The organism is Arcticibacter sp., from assembly GCF_053551015.1.
The window spans coordinates 43116-57931 of sequence record NZ_JBMQOB010000006.1 but is presented as its reverse complement, the minus strand read 5'-3'; the positions used below and the strand labels follow the sequence as shown (position 1 = coordinate 57931).

Sequence of the window (14816 nt, the reverse complement as noted above, 5' to 3'; positions counted from 1 at the left end):
TCTTGTGTTCAATACTTAACAATATCATGATATAAACCCTGTTTAATAAAGGTAGTTTTGTAAATCTAAACACATCCTTATGCACCAACATGGTTCACTTCTCAGGAACACCCCGGTTTTTAAACTGAATCAACATGACGATAGCGATAAGTTTCTTAGCCTGCCAACACCTTCAGGAAAATATCCTTACCGCGTTGATCTGCGCACCCTGATCGAACCCTGCAGTGAAGACCAATTGGTTATGCACATGGTGGGAGATACAGGATCGGTCCGGAATACGGATTTTCAAAAGGTGGTTGTGTCTAAGATGATCAGGCAATTTGATGCAGATGAAGAGGGGAATCCGATGTTCCTGTATCACCTGGGAGACGTTGTTTATAATTTTGGTGAAGCAAGTGAATACCCTCATCAGTTTTTCGAAGCGTATTCGGCTTATCCAGCTCCTATTTTTGCGATTGCAGGCAACCACGATAGTGACGTAAATCCCCAGTCTTCAGAGCCATACACCAGTTTGCAGGCATTTTGCAGCGTCTTTTGCGATACCGAGTCGCGGGATATCTCTTTCTGTCAGGACCACAAGAGGCTCAGCTCCACGCAACCAAATGTGTACTGGACACTTGAAACACCGATGGTGACGATCATCGGCTTGCATAGCAATGTGCCTAAGTATGGCATTATAACCGACGAGCAGAAAGAGTGGTTCATTGGTGAACTCAAACACGCCTCCCGGCTTTCCGATAAGGCGATCTTTGTATGCCTGCACCATGCGCCATACTCCGCGGACATCAATCACGGTTCAAGTCTCCCGATGATCACTTTCCTGGAGGAAGCTTTTACTGAGTCAGGGGTTATTCCTGATATGGTATTCAGCGGGCATGTACATAATTACCAACGCTTTATTAAAACGTATGAGAGTAAGAATGTCAGCTTCATCGTTGCTGGCGCGGGAGGTTATGATGAGCTGCATCCCATTGCAGATCCGGAAGATCAGGCATATACCGACCAAAGCCCCTTGTTCGGGAATGTGCGCCTCCAGAACTATTGCTTCAGTCAGCATGGGTTTCTAAAACTCGCTGTAGCCAGAGAGAAAGATGGTTTGAAGGTCACTGGAAAGTACTACACGATACCACATCATATGCCGGGGGACAGTGATCTTCCGGCGATTCTTTTCGAGACCTTTGAAGTAACAATCGCCCGTTAATTTTTCTAACTTGCGGCATTGCCAGTTTATACGATGAAATTTTACTACCTCTGTCTTTTAGCTTTATTCACCCTGCCTTGTACTGTTAAGGCGCAACTGATGGTACCAAAGGTTACATTTAGTCGCGCGGACTCGCTGAGGGGACAATTAACCGCGTTGAGGTCATGCTATGATGTAAACTATTATCATTTGGATGTGAAAGTGGATCTGGAGGACCGTTCCCTCAGAGGGTCAAACGAATTCAGATTTACCGCCATAGAAGATTTCAGCAGGCTGCAGCTCGATCTTTTCGCTAATCTGAAGGTGGAAAGAATCATGTATCAAGGAAAGGAGCTCCCCTTTAAAAGGGAGTTTAACGCTGTATTCGTGGACTTTCCTGAGAAGATCAGAGAGGGGCGTAAGGACTCGTTTACGGTTTATTATTCAGGTAAACCGACGGTTGCGAATAAAGCGCCATGGGATGGGGGAATGGTGTTTGCGAAGGATCCGGGTGGAAAACCATGGGTCTCGACGGCTGTACAGGGTATGGGTGCCAGTGCCTGGTGGCCAACGAAAGACCATTTATCTGACGAACCAGACAGCATGCTGATCAGTGTGCAAGTACCCAGTGGACTAAAGAATATATCGAACGGACGATTAAGGGGCGTAACAGAGCAGGCGGACGGATACAGCCGCTATGATTGGATTGTAAAGAGCCCTATAAACACTTACAATATCGCGTTGAACATTGGGGACTACGTCCATCTGAGCGATTCGTATGAGGGAGAAAAAGGCACTTTGAGCCTGGACTACTGGGTATTGCCCTCTAATGTCGAAAAGGCGAAGACTCACTTCGCCAATAATGTAAAACCCATGCTGAAAAGCATGGAGTACTGGTTCGGCCCCTATCCTTTTTATGAAGATGGCTTCAAGCTCATCGAGACGCCGTATCTCGGGATGGAACACCAAAGTGCGGTTGCTTACGGGAATGGTTACCAAAATGGCTATCTGGGGCGCGACCTGTCTGACACGGGATGGGGAAAGAAGTGGGATTTCATCATCATTCATGAATCAGGGCATGAATGGTTCGGCAATAATATCACGTGTTGCGACATTGCTGATATGTGGATTCACGAGAGCTTTACCAGCTATTCGGAAGGCCTTTTTGTGGAGAGCATGTTCGGGAAAAAAGCCGGAGCGGAGTATATTGTGGGAACAAGACGGCAGATCTTAAATGACGTGCCAATCATCGGCCACTATCACGTTAACAAAGAAGGGTCAGGGGACATGTACTCGAAGGGGGCCAATATGCTTCACATGATCAGGGCTATCATCAACAACGACAGCAAGTGGAGAATGATTCTACGGGGTCTGAACAAAGAGTTCTACCATCAGACGGTGACCTCGCAGCAGATCATAGATTACATTAGCAAGCATGCCGGAATGGAACTGGCTCCTATATTTGAGCAGTACCTGCAGTTCACGAGTCTCCCAAAGCTTGAGATGATCAAAAAGGGGAGTGAAATATGGGGCAGGTGGAAAACAGATGTTAAAGACTTTTCCATGCCTGTAAGAATACGAAAAAAGGGAGCTGAGTATCAGTTCGTGACACTCAGCTCCGGGGCTTACGGTCCGGTAAAGATCAAAGGACTGACTTTGCAGAATATAGAGGTTGATACCACGAACTTCTATATTGAGCTTGCCCGTTAATCCATATGAAAGACCTGCATTAGTGGTATACTGACGGGCGAGTTATCCGGATTTGTATCCATAATATCGGCCATATAGGACCACCAGCGTTGAACGACTTCTGTAGCTCCCAGGTCCTGAGAAGACTGTTCGCCGCGCTGCTTTTGAATGGCAAAGAGAATATTGGTTTCTTCGTCGAGAAATATGGAATAGTCGTATATCCCGCTGCTTTGCAGCAGATCCTTCAGCTCAGGCCATATCGCCTCGTGACGCTTCTGATATTCTTCTTTACATCCGGGCTTTAGTTTCATTTTAAATGCGACACTTTGCATAATTGGTTGTTTGGTTTATATAGTTGCCGGCTTTAATAAGCCAGAGTTCTCGGTTAGTCGTTCATAGATTTCCACTTCAAGGATACTGATGCGCCCTCTGGAATTTTTATCATCGCGGGCTACCCCGTCATCGAGCTTCTTGCCCGTCAATTCTACTATTCCGAACATGTCCTTCGCTTCAGCTTTCGAATCGAGAAGTTCGATCTTAAGGCTTTTGCCGACTGTTGGCTGGAACCTGACAGTACAATATCCCAGGCTTCTTTGCGTGGAATCTCTGTAAACCTCTTTACCGTCCACAGTAATGCGCAATGGATAGCTTCTCGTACGGAAGTTGTTCATCTTCAATGTCACTTCACTTATTGGAGCGGAACGATCGAGGATGTAGTTGATCCATGCGGTAGCCAGGTTTCCGTCGTTAAACCAATCAGACAATTCGTTATCGTCATAGCTCATTTTCGCTTTATCCTGATTCGATCCAGCTTCTGCCTTCACGACATGAAGGGCCTTTCTGGAGGTGACGTAAGACGGGTACGAAGGTGTTGCTCCTCTTCCGAGGTAGACCGGAAGCTCTGATCCCGGTAGCTCCCTGGACAGGCCACCGGCATTTTTGACCTCAGCAGAGCTAAGCGTAATATCTGACGTTTGCAGTCCTTCAGCTCTCGCTTTTAACTTGATCTTACCGGGCTTTGTTGAAGAACGGATGATCACTCTGTTTATTCCACCTTCTACCGGCAGGCTCTTAGACAGGATGTAGTTGTCTGGTCCCTGCGCTATTCCTCCGCGCCATTCGGCGGGACCGTTCAGTTCGAAATTGATCATATTGAGTGCAGTAGGACAGCGATTGCCTTCTGCATCTACAACTTCCACATCTACCAGTACGAGGTCAGCACCATCTGCTTTGAGGCCGCCCGGCCCCTGGTGCAGCGTCAGACGAATAGACTGAGGTTTTCCGGCTGTGGAGATATCCTGTCTGCAAAGCTCCTTCCCTGCCTGATCATACCCTACTGCAGTTAATTTACCCGGCGTCCAAACGATCTGATCAAATGTGTACAGGAAGCGGCTGCTTTGTTTACCCTGGCCAAGAGACTGACCGTTCAAGAACAGTTCAACCTTTTCAGCACTTGAGATCACATGAATGTTCTTTCTGGTTCCCGGTTCGTAGTTCCAGTGGCCGATGATGTGTATGCGGGGTTTCTCTATGTCGACCCAGCCGTCCCACATCACCTGATGAGCATAGTAGCCATCTTTGGGCAGTCTCATGGGGTCTACCTCACCGCTTCTCCGGTAGTTCTCAGCTCCGCGGAAGTGCGTGTTAGAATCTGAGAAAATAATATTTACCCCTCCCGCGCTGGAGCGTTCTCCTGTTCCCGGGCGCTCTGTCCAGTAATCAAACCAACGTCGCACATTTTCTATAGCGTGGGAGTCCTGATTGCGGTTATAGATACTCGCATCCTGCCCTTTATACAAGGGCCCGTCTCCGTCCTTATGGAAAGGAGGTGAATATTCGTCCCAATATTTTCGAAGTCCCTCATCTCTGGAGTATTCCATTGCCCACATCGGTATGTGGGCACTTTTATTGATATAGAGCATTTCACCACCGTACTCCGCGACTTTGCTGTCGAGCATTTCTCTGGATCCGACCGCTCTTCCGCCATGGGGATCATAGCGGTCGCGGATTTCTTTCATCTCCTGCATATGCGCCTCGCTGATCGACTCATTACCTGACTCATAGAACAGAATACTTGGATTATTCCGGTTGTAAATGATAGCATCGCGCATGAGGGCCGTTCGCTGCACCCATCGGGTCCCTTCTACATCCTTCTCAGCGTCGCCCGCCTGCATAGCCTGGACGAGACCTAATCTGTCACATGACTCGATATCCTGCTTCCAGGGAGTGATATGCATCCAGCGGACAAGATTCGCATTGTTTTCGACCATCATCCGGTTGCTGAAGTCGGACATCCATGCAGGGACAGACATCCCCACGGCAGGCCACTCGTTACTGGTACGCTGGGCATATCCTTTCATCTGCAGCACACGATCGTTCAGGCGGACCATTCCTCCGGAGAAGTCTGTTTTGCGAAAACCTGTGCGGGTTGCGACTGCATCAATGACCTTCCCCGAAGACTTCAGCCGGGTTACGACGGTGTACAGATAGCCGTATCCCCAGCTCCAGAACTCAAGCTTCGACAGCCTGGCTGAAGCATGTACGACCTTTGTTTCACCCGCAGCTATTTGAACATCATCTCCATGGAATACCTTCAGAGATTTCCCTTTCAGATCCATAACTTCCACTTCGTAGGTAAAATTCCGCGTCTCCGGGTGATCGTTCCTGATCTCAGACTGAGCGGTTATAGTAGCCGATTTGCCGGGAATGTCGTAGTCCTGAGCATATATATATACGCCCTGTGTTTTCAGATTCGAATACAGCGGAAGCGTTTGGTAAAGCTTGTCGGCGATATGCAAGTAGACATTTTTCGGAATTCCTCCGTAGTTCGCATTGAAGTTCTTATCGATCCATTGGAATTTCGTGTTGGTAGCCACTTCCTTATAATCCCAGGAATTATCGATCCGCACAGCGAGGACGTTCTCCTTTCCGTCATATTTCACCTGATCTGTTATATCGAACCCAAAGGCCATTGCTCCGTTTTCATGTTTACCGATATACTCGCCATTCAGGTAGAAATCGCCGGCCTGACGAATGCCTTCAAACTCTAAGAAGACCTTACGATTTGCCTGTCCCGCCGGTAACTTGAACCGTTTCCTGTACCAGACTATACCTGTTGTATGCTGATCTATGGCCACCTTAAAGGCGTCATCTTCATTAAAAGCACGCGGCAGTGTAACAGATTTCCAGGGAGAATCGTCAAAATCCGAGTTCTTTGCCTCCGTTGGATCACCGACCATATACTTCCAGCCAGCATTAAAATTATATTTGCTCCGCTGAGCGTAGACAGCATCTGCAAGCAGAAATAAACAACAAAGACAGGCAAGAAAGACTTTTCTGTTGAAGAACATCATGATGTCTATTTTTTGAGCTTGTAAACTTCTGTTCCGGCTAAAAGAAAGCAACCCAGACCATAATCTTCAAAATCAGGCATAGAGGTATAGCTTACAGGCTGACCATCCTTGGGCTCCTTACCGGTTCCCTGTACATACCCGAGGAAGCCGTTTTTATGGACCGCCTCACTGCTCATGGCATTCCATGCTCTGATAACAACCGGCAGGTACTGCTCACGACTGAGAATCCCTTTGTTGATCCCCCATGCCATACCATACGCAAACAAGGCGGTTCCTGAGGTCTCTTTGCCTCCGAAATGGCCGGGATCATGAAGGCTGACGTTCCAGAAGCCGTCGGCACGCTGAACAGGGAGAAGAGCCTGCACCAGATCCTTATAATCCTGCAGATATTCACTATAGTGGGGATCCGACTGCGGAAGCAGATCAAGAGTCCTCACCAATGCTGCTACTACCCAGCCGTTTCCTCTGGACCAATAGCAATCTTCGCCGTTAGGCTCGGTATATGGAGGCACGAAATCTTTATCTCTCCACCAGAGCTTGTCTGCCGGATTATAAAGTCCTTTGCCACCGTGTTGATACTTTGCGAAGCTGTAGAGATCATACATCTTATCAAAATACCGGGTATCATTATGCAATATCCCCAGCCTGGTAAAAACGGGCATGGCCATTTGCAGCGCATCAATCCAGTGCCAGTCGTCTGATTTTGGGCTATTGACCATATTGTCTATGGTCGCTTTGATATCAGCAAGGCGCTCCGGGCGGGGATCAATCAGGTAGAGGTCAATATAGGTCTGACCACAGGCCTGGTCATCAGCGTTTCTGGTAGTCGTTCCATTTCGCAGGCCCCATTTATGTTTTTCTCCCCATTCCACGGCGTAATCATAGTAGGCTTTCTTTTTATCGATGCGGTAAAGATCCATGAGGCCTTCATAGTACACTCCCCTCGTCCAGATATTACTGGGGCGTACCCTGTTGGTCATGATCTCCTTACCCGGGTCCGGCCACTTCTTCATGAAATAGTCGTTCGTCGCACGCATCACTTTTAGAACGCGTTTTTTATTGGGTAGCTTTTGAGCTTCAGCTGTAATTGCACATCCTGTTAAAATCAGAATGGCGACAATGGCAGATAGCCTGCATGGGAGTATTTTCATGGTTGTATTTTTTTATTGATTAGCCTTTTATTTCCGGAACTTGTAGAGTCCTATTCGCTTTTGCTTCTTGAGTCCCTTCAATACGGATTCCGCGTTTATTCGTGCACCTTCAGGGTTGGTATGGGTATGATCGGTAGGAAAAAGCCCCTTCACCTGAGCAGGTCCCATCTTATCGTATCGTGCAGCTGTGATCCCGTTAAGATCAATAAAATATGCACCCTCCTGTTCTGCGACCTGTTTGGCCCAGAGTCCGAAGTCTTTGTCTGCTCTTACGACCTTTCCATCCTTCCAGCTATTTCGGGGGATCATAGACAAAACAACAGGAATAGCTCCTTTGGATTTTGCTTCCCTGATAAAATGGCGAATATACCAGCCATAGGTATGAACTGTTTCGGGCGTCCCGTCCGGCCAGACGAGGTCCTTTGTTTCTTCTCCAATACCTCTCAATACGCCCCGGTATCCACCTTTGGTTGTATCGGGCACACTGCCTTCATTATGCCCAAATTGCATCATGAGGTAGTCGCCGGGCTTAAGCCTCGAGTAAACAGTGTCCCATCGTCCCTCTTTTAGAAAAGTCCGGGTACTCCTGCCAGCCATGGCGTGATTGCGAACGCTGATCCGGTTGGTATCAAGCAAGTCCTGAATAGCTGTCCCCCAACCCATGAAAGAGGGGTTGCTATTACGGACAGTAGAATCACCGATAATATAGAGTGTTGGATGTTGCGGTAGCGTAAAACCTGCAACGGTCAGGGCTAGAACAATGAGAATAAACCATTGATGCGGATATAATTTGCGGCGACTAAATTTCTTCATCGATTATTGATTGCTTAAGGATGAGTGTTGCTATTTTTTTCTTGTATGAAGCTTAGGAACGCTTATGTGAGGCCGTGGAGGGGTCTTCATGTTAGGACCGATGTAGAAGCTTGTGTGAGGCGGCTGGTTGTAGGCCACATTCTGCCAGGCTATGCTTTGGCGATATTGCGGATCATGCATAAAGGTATATAGTCTGTTTTTTGCGGGAATGGTCGTAGTAAAGATTCGCAGCTCTTTCCCATCACGCGTTCTATATATAACTTCTTCACGCCAGTCACCGAGTAAGTCGGCACTCAGGGCAGGTGTTGATTTCGTGCCGTTGTTGCTCACACAGTCATACCTGGCAGCATCAAATAAAACATTTGACTTACCGGCAAGGTAATCCCATTTACTGATTGTAGTGCTATTAAGAAGCTCGCTGAGCATATCGTCATCCCAAAAGACTCCGAAGTTTACGGATGGATTGGTCTCGGAAATTTTATTTCCTTTTACGTCGAACATGCCTGTAATTCCTGCGCCTAGCACCCAGGATTCAAAACCCTCATAGCGGGGATCAACGTCGAGAGATAAGCCCCGTCCCGGGCCTTCGCCATCATCACCTGCCTTTATTGATGCCTTCTTCCAGATAACCTCACCTGTTCGTGCATCTCTGAAGCTCGCACCAGCGTCGTCAAATCTTTCCTGGATATCAAATACTTCCAAACCTGGTCTTGAAGGATCCAGATCGGAGACATGCAGGGCATCACCATGCCCTAGTCCCGTGCTGTAGAGGCCCTGCCCGTTATCATCCAAAGTCATAGCGCCGTATACAATCTCATCCTTGCCGTCAGCATCTACGTCAGTTATGGTCAGGTTGTGGTTGCCTTGGCCGCGGAACTTCCGATTTTCCGGAGTGGCGTCACTATCAAAAACCCAACGGCTTTGCAGCTTCTTGTCTTTGAAATCCCAGGTAGCAATTACCGATCGGGTATAATACCCTCTGCACATGACTAAACTGGCATTCTTGCCATCCAGGTAGGCCACTCCTGCAAGAAAACGATCCATTCTATTTCCTCTTCCATCTCCCCAGATCTCCTTCAATTCTTCGGGTTCAGGATCTGTTTTTTCGGGATGGCGGCCAGGTATATATTTTACTGTACTTATCTCAGCTCCGGAAAGACCATCAAACACGGTAAGGAACTCCGGCCCTTTTAAAATATAGCCTCTGCTATCGCGCCAGTCCTTTGTTGAATCGCCGATACATTTTCCCTGTCCGTCAATAGTGCCGTCGGCTGTCTTGCAAGCGATCTCCGCCTTGCCATCTCCATCCAGATCATACACAACGAACTGCGTATAATGCGCTCCCTCCCTGATATTTCTGCCGAGATTAATCCTCCACAGGAAAGTACCGTCCATTTTGTAGGCCTCTAAGATCGGAGCAGTGGTAAAGCCTGCATGAGAGTTATCTCTGCCTACTCCTACCTGATGCACAATGATCTCATATTCTCCATCACCGTCGAGATCGCCTACCGAGGCATCATTTGGCGTATATTTTTCGGGAGTTTGTAGCGGAATGGATAAATACGGCAGAGCGGGTGCATGAGCGGATAGTGTATAAGAAGTGCTTGCTTCGGCTTCTTTTCCTTTGATGACTGTTCGGACGAAATAGGCGCTTGATCTGCTGATATCGGCTTTTTTATCTTCGAAGTCGGTGGTCTGCCTAAGCGGTTGCGTGTTTAATTTGACGGGTATACCGCCCGCGATTGTTCTATACAGGTTGAAGGCGATATCTTCAGGATCCGTTCCAAGTAAACGCCAGCCCACATATACTACGCCGCCACCTTTATTCACCGCTATTACGCCGCGACCGAGGTTTTCCATCGTACGCTGGGCATGGGAAAAAAGGGAACACATGACCAGCATTACAGTCAGGACTAATGACTTAGGTTTCATATCTAGGTTTTAATGATAATTATTAGTCTTTTGGTTAGTACGTCACGCTGATTGCATGGGCAGTATTGCATCGGTTGGCGGCAAGCCCGGAGATCAAAACAACTGGCAGAATCTTCAGTATGGATTCTGCCAGCTTGTTCTACAGCGGCTTGATTAATCCGTCAGAATGTTCTCTTTTGGCATTACAAACTGCTTGTTTTCAGTCAGCGGTTTCGGCAGGCCAAAGTAGAAATACAATGTTCTCTTTGTGCTTCCTGCGATCTTGTTTGGCTCGCTCTGCGGGCCGAGCGCAGAGGTGTTATAGTTAATGTTCAGCGCCAGCTTGCTTCCGACAGGTGGAATCCTGTCGAGGAAGGAGATATCACCCGACGGCAACTCGGGAGACGGCTTCGCACCTGACACCGCATAAAAGTCGAATAAGCGTACGAATAAGTTCTCATCAGCACTTGCGACGGTGAACTTACCCTGCACGGTGTTGAGTTCCATCCAGGTAATATCATCGTAGTATCCCTTGAACTCTGGATAGATCCACGGAGCACTGCCGGTATGAGTGTTGTTGTATCTATTCTGCCACACGTTGTGAGTTACACCCTGCATCCTGTTCTTCCAGACCCGGTAAGGACCACGTCCCAGCCATTTAGCTCCTAAGACAAAGTTCTCTGGATAGTTAAACGTAACACCCGCAAACGGATAGGTCCCGTTCAAGGCGTATTCATATGTCATCTCCAGCCAGCCGCTGCTATGCATTTTCCAGCGTACATATTTCATGTCGCCTGTATAGCTTGCTTCCACAACATGTCCATCCTCTTCTTTGAAATGTCTTATTGCGGAGAAGGTCGCGTTACCAGTAACTAATACCGGACCGTTAGTAAAGGATAGTTTTGCACTGAAATCATTCGCAAGATCGGCAAGTCTGCCATTCTTCTTGTTAATAGAGACGGAGATACCACTTGCTTTCATAGTGATTAAGGTGTCAGACTCGGATATTGAAACTGCATCTGCACCGGATGTCACAACCATATTTTTAAGCAGCTGGGTATTTGTCTTGACCTTCCACACCCATTTATAGAGTTCGTTTCCTGACGGATCAAACGCCGCTAATGTAAGTGCATCATAGCTCTTCCAATCGCCTGGCAACTTCAGCTTCAAAGTGCCCTTTGCAACCGGAGCAATAGACGGGGCACTTAAGTTACCCTCCTTTTTCACGGCATAGCCACTTGTTTCGTCTTCGCGGGCTTTGAAGTTCACCAACTCCCATTTGAAGGTACACTGATTTAAATTGGTATAGTGGAAACGGTTTTCAACCGGGATATCACCTTTAAAGTTTTCAGGAAGGTTTTTCAACGTAATCTTAACAGGTGAATATATTTCTCTGATTGCATTGAAGCTTCCCTCTTTCTCTCTGTGAGGTCCAACGAGACCATCCGGTGCATTAACCCCGTTTACGTCAATAATGCCGTTCTGATCCGTCCGCACAACACCTTCGTCGGCGAGATCCCAAATAAAGCCTCCTGCACCTTTTTTCGAATTCCAGTGCAGATCCCAGAATTCGTTCAGGGCAACTGCCCCTCCTCCGTCATCCTGAGCGTGCAGGAACTCGGTAGGCATATAGATATTGGTATCGGCAAGTATTTTTTGTGTGCTATAGAAGTCCTCATAATGGTTGCAGTCAATACCACCGAATGCGTTACCCGGTTTGTGGTGAGCATGGATAACAGGCCTGTTAGAAAGATCGTACTTACCGTACTCTTTATCCAGGTCGAAGTTATGTCCGCCTTCATTTCCATTGCTCCAGATAATGATGGAAGGGTGATTAACATCCCGTATAACCATCTCCTTTACAAGAGGTAAACCCGCCTTTGTGCTATAGGCTTTCTGCCAACCTGCAAGTTCATCAAGGACATATAAGCCCAGTGAATCACAGTATTGCAAAAAGGCCTTGTCCGGAGGATAATGAGAGCAACGAACGGCATTCATGTTCATCTCCTTGATGAGCTTCACATCGTTGAGATCTATTTCATTGTTGACCGATCTGCCGGTTTCCGGCCACCAGACATGGCGATTAACGCCTTTCATTTTGATCTTGGTACCATTTACATAGATACCGTCGCCTTTGCGAACCTCTATGGTTCTGAAACCGAACTTTTCTGAGGTTTGGTAACTGAGCTTGTCCGCATTACGGATACTCACATCTGCCCTGTAGAGATTGGGTGTTTCGGCTGTCCACTGAAGGGGCTTGCTAACCTTAGTTCTGAGAAGCACAACGGAGTCTCTCCCCTGAGTTTTGGCGCTTGCTGTACCGACTACCCGCCCTTTCACATCTTTAATTTCAACCCGGATATCACGTCCAGCCTCCACATTCCGCAGGAACACGTTCATTGCGAAAGCGCCATCTGCCTTTGCGTCGATAGCCGTGTAATCTATATGCTCTTTTGGAAGTGCCTCGAGATAAACGGGACGAAAAATCCCCCCAAAGATCCAGTAGTCTGCAAGACGTTCTGCGTTATTGACCGAATTGTCTGCAGACATTTTACTCACCATCACCTCTATCTGATTGGGTTTATCGAAATGAAGTTTATCGGCGATATTATATTTGAATCTGTAGAAAGATCCCTGATGAACAGGTCCCGCCAGCTTTCCATTAATTTTCACTTCGGTATCGGTCATAGAGCCTTCGAAAACGATGAATACATCCTTTGCCTTCCAGTCCGACGGAACGGTAAACTGGTGTTTGTAAATCCCCTTTTCATCGGCAAACCGGAAGTTCTTTCCGTAGGTAACGTAATCCCGTCCATAGTTATATGATCCGAATCCCTGCTGTTCCCAATGAGAAGGAACCTCTATTTTAGACCATACACCGCTTTTCCGACCGCCTGTACACCAGAAGTCCCACGTAACCGTGTTCTTGTTATCTGTACCTGAAATATAACGGATCTCCTTCGTCTCTGCTTTTTGCGCCCAACCCGGAAGTGAGAGCGAAGCGGCTAAACATACTGTCAGAAAGTTCTTTCTAAAACTCATTGTGTTTATAATTATCGTATAGTTTGTGTGCAATTCTTATTTAGTTCGGCAAGAGTGATCAAAACTTATCTGTGGCACGTTGCGTGAGTTGCTCAAACGGTATCACTTCCGATCTTGCTGCCCATTTCTCGTAAAGTTCACTCAGCTCTTTTACCTTGTCCGGATTCCTGCCACTCAGATCGTGAAGTTCAGAGCGATCTGCTTCCATATCGTACAAATGCCATCTATTATCCGGGAAGTTGGAAACCAGCTTCCATTTTCCCCTGCGTACTGCCCGGTTGCCTTCATGTTCAAAGAACAGCGCATCATGGCCAGCCCAGCGCTCGCCCTTCATCAGGGGAACAAGGCTCAGACCTGAAGTTGGCTTTACCGACTTCCCTTTGAAACTCTCCGGGTAACTGCCGCCGGCAAGATCCAGGCAGGTTGACATCAGATCTATAATATGCCCCGGCTGTTCACTGACTGTTCCCGGCTTAACGATAGAAGGGCCAAAAGCCAGAAACGGTGTTGCTGTTCCTCCTTCATACTCCCAGTGTTTAAAAAGGCGAAATGGCGTGTTGCTTAAGTTCGCTCCATGAAACCCGTAGGCTGTAAATGAATCGGCAGGACCTGCAGGTCTCTTGCTTGCCTCTATAATGGAGGGTAAAAACCCATTGCCCCGGATACTTTCGTTGCTCGCACCATTATCTGAGAGGAACATGATGACTGTATTATCATCCTCGCCTATTTCCTTTAACCTTGTCCTTAGCCGACCGATATTCCGATCCATACGATCGATCATCGCCGCATAGACCGCCATACTCTGGTCCCAGTTTTCCTGCTCGGCTTTTGACAGCGTTTCCCATGCGGGAACACGTTCATCTCTGGCTGAGAGCTCCGCGTTTTCATTCAGAATACCTTGCTTTTTCATCCGCAGGAAGCGCTCTTTACGAAGCTGATCCCAGCCTTTCAGGTATTTGCCTTTGTATTTGGCAATGTCTTCAGGTAATGCGTGAAGTGGCCAATGTGGCGCTTGATAGGCCAGGTAGAGAAAGAAAGGTTTCTTTGTTGAACGTTTTTCTTCTATGAAGCGAAGGGCATAATCTGTATAGGCATCTGTGGAGTAATATCCATCCCCCGGCTGTACTGGTTTATCATCAAGCGCAATGGTTATAGTTTGATTAGGGCGATAAGGGGCAAGGCCAAAATAACTCCCCGCACCATCAATCAGGCCAAAATATCGATCGAACCCTCTTTTCAAAGGCCAGTTATCGGGAGCCTGACCTACGTGCCATTTACCAGCCATAAAGGTGTGGTATCCGGTTATCTTCATAGCTTCAGCAATGGTGACACAGTTATCATTCAGGTAACCCTGATAAGCTGGCTGCGGACGCGTATTCATCATATCACCTACACCGGCCTGATGCTGATATAATCCGGTGAGCAGAGATGCGCGGGTGGGACAGCATCGAGAGGCATTGTAAAACTGCGTCATCTTAAGACCCTGGCTGGCCATCTCGTCGAGGTTCGGGGTATTGATTTCCGACCCAAAAGACCCGATATCTGAGTATCCCATATCGTCTGCAAGAATAATGATGACGTTAGGACGCCGCTTTTCCTGAGCCATTGACATCAGGCAAAACGCAGATAAACTGAGTGCGAGAACTATTTCTCTTTTTATATTCAACATACGGTACA

Annotated in this window: 9 protein-coding genes; 2 read left to right on the top strand and 7 right to left on the bottom strand. The window is 47.5% G+C overall.

What is annotated here, in order from left to right; genetic code table 11:
* The first annotated feature begins 79 nt into the window (after positions 1-79).
* Together ACO1NU_RS02410 and ACO1NU_RS02405 are read left to right on the top strand one after the other, a co-directional pair.
* Complete coding sequence (locus ACO1NU_RS02410; RefSeq protein ID WP_448816858.1) at positions 80-1201, top strand: metallophosphoesterase family protein; 1122 nt, start codon at positions 80-82, stop codon at positions 1199-1201.
* 99 nt (positions 1202-1300) lie between these two features.
* The gene (locus tag ACO1NU_RS02405) at positions 1301-2890 is read left to right on the top strand and encodes a M1 family metallopeptidase (RefSeq protein ID WP_448816857.1); all 1590 of its coding nucleotides are present in this window, start codon (positions 1301-1303) and stop codon (positions 2888-2890) included.
* Here the strand turns inward: ACO1NU_RS02405 and rhaM are convergent.
* The 7 genes from rhaM to ACO1NU_RS02370 form a co-directional block, all read right to left on the bottom strand.
* Positions 2887-3180, bottom strand: a complete 294-nt coding sequence (gene rhaM, locus ACO1NU_RS02400; RefSeq protein ID WP_448816856.1) for an L-rhamnose mutarotase — start codon at positions 3178-3180, stop codon at positions 2887-2889. The genes ACO1NU_RS02405 and rhaM overlap by 4 nt on opposite strands.
* Before the next feature lie 36 nt (positions 3181-3216).
* Positions 3217-6222: a DUF4982 domain-containing protein gene (locus ACO1NU_RS02395; RefSeq protein WP_448816855.1), complete on the bottom strand. Its 3006-nt coding sequence runs from the start codon at positions 6220-6222 to the stop codon at positions 3217-3219.
* A 5-nt stretch (positions 6223-6227) separates the two neighbouring features.
* Positions 6228-7373: a glycoside hydrolase family 88/105 protein gene (locus ACO1NU_RS02390; RefSeq protein WP_448816854.1), complete on the bottom strand. Its 1146-nt coding sequence runs from the start codon at positions 7371-7373 to the stop codon at positions 6228-6230.
* Between the two features lie 27 nt (positions 7374-7400).
* Positions 7401-8186 (bottom strand): rhamnogalacturonan acetylesterase, encoded by a 786-nt coding sequence (locus ACO1NU_RS02385; RefSeq protein ID WP_448816853.1) that lies wholly within the window; start codon positions 8184-8186, stop codon positions 7401-7403.
* 30 nt (positions 8187-8216) lie between these two features.
* Complete coding sequence (locus ACO1NU_RS02380) at positions 8217-10118, bottom strand: rhamnogalacturonan lyase (RefSeq protein ID WP_448816852.1); 1902 nt, start codon at positions 10116-10118, stop codon at positions 8217-8219.
* A 153-nt stretch (positions 10119-10271) separates the two neighbouring features.
* On the bottom strand, positions 10272-13139 hold the full coding sequence (locus ACO1NU_RS02375; protein WP_448816851.1) for a glycoside hydrolase family 2 protein: 2868 nt from the start codon (positions 13137-13139) through the stop codon (positions 10272-10274).
* A gap of 58 nt (positions 13140-13197) precedes the next feature.
* Positions 13198-14808 (bottom strand): arylsulfatase, encoded by a 1611-nt coding sequence (locus ACO1NU_RS02370; protein WP_448816850.1) that lies wholly within the window; start codon positions 14806-14808, stop codon positions 13198-13200.
* Positions 14809-14816 lie beyond the last annotated feature (8 nt).

Coding starts and splice junctions, on each gene's coding strand:
- ACO1NU_RS02410 (WP_448816858.1), top strand. CDS start 80: ATGCACCAACATGGTTCACTTCTCAGGAACACCCCGGTTTTTAAACTG.
- ACO1NU_RS02405 (WP_448816857.1), top strand. CDS start 1,301: ATGGTACCAAAGGTTACATTTAGTCGCGCGGACTCGCTGAGGGGACAA.
- rhaM (WP_448816856.1), bottom strand. CDS start 3,180: ATGAAACTAAAGCCCGGATGTAAAGAAGAATATCAGAAGCGTCACGAG.
- ACO1NU_RS02395 (WP_448816855.1), bottom strand. CDS start 6,222: ATGATGTTCTTCAACAGAAAAGTCTTTCTTGCCTGTCTTTGTTGTTTA.
- ACO1NU_RS02390 (WP_448816854.1), bottom strand. CDS start 7,373: ATGAAAATACTCCCATGCAGGCTATCTGCCATTGTCGCCATTCTGATT.
- ACO1NU_RS02385 (WP_448816853.1), bottom strand. CDS start 8,186: ATGAAGAAATTTAGTCGCCGCAAATTATATCCGCATCAATGGTTTATT.
- ACO1NU_RS02380 (WP_448816852.1), bottom strand. CDS start 10,118: ATGAAACCTAAGTCATTAGTCCTGACTGTAATGCTGGTCATGTGTTCC.
- ACO1NU_RS02375 (WP_448816851.1), bottom strand. CDS start 13,139: ATGAGTTTTAGAAAGAACTTTCTGACAGTATGTTTAGCCGCTTCGCTC.
- ACO1NU_RS02370 (WP_448816850.1), bottom strand. CDS start 14,808: ATGTTGAATATAAAAAGAGAAATAGTTCTCGCACTCAGTTTATCTGCG.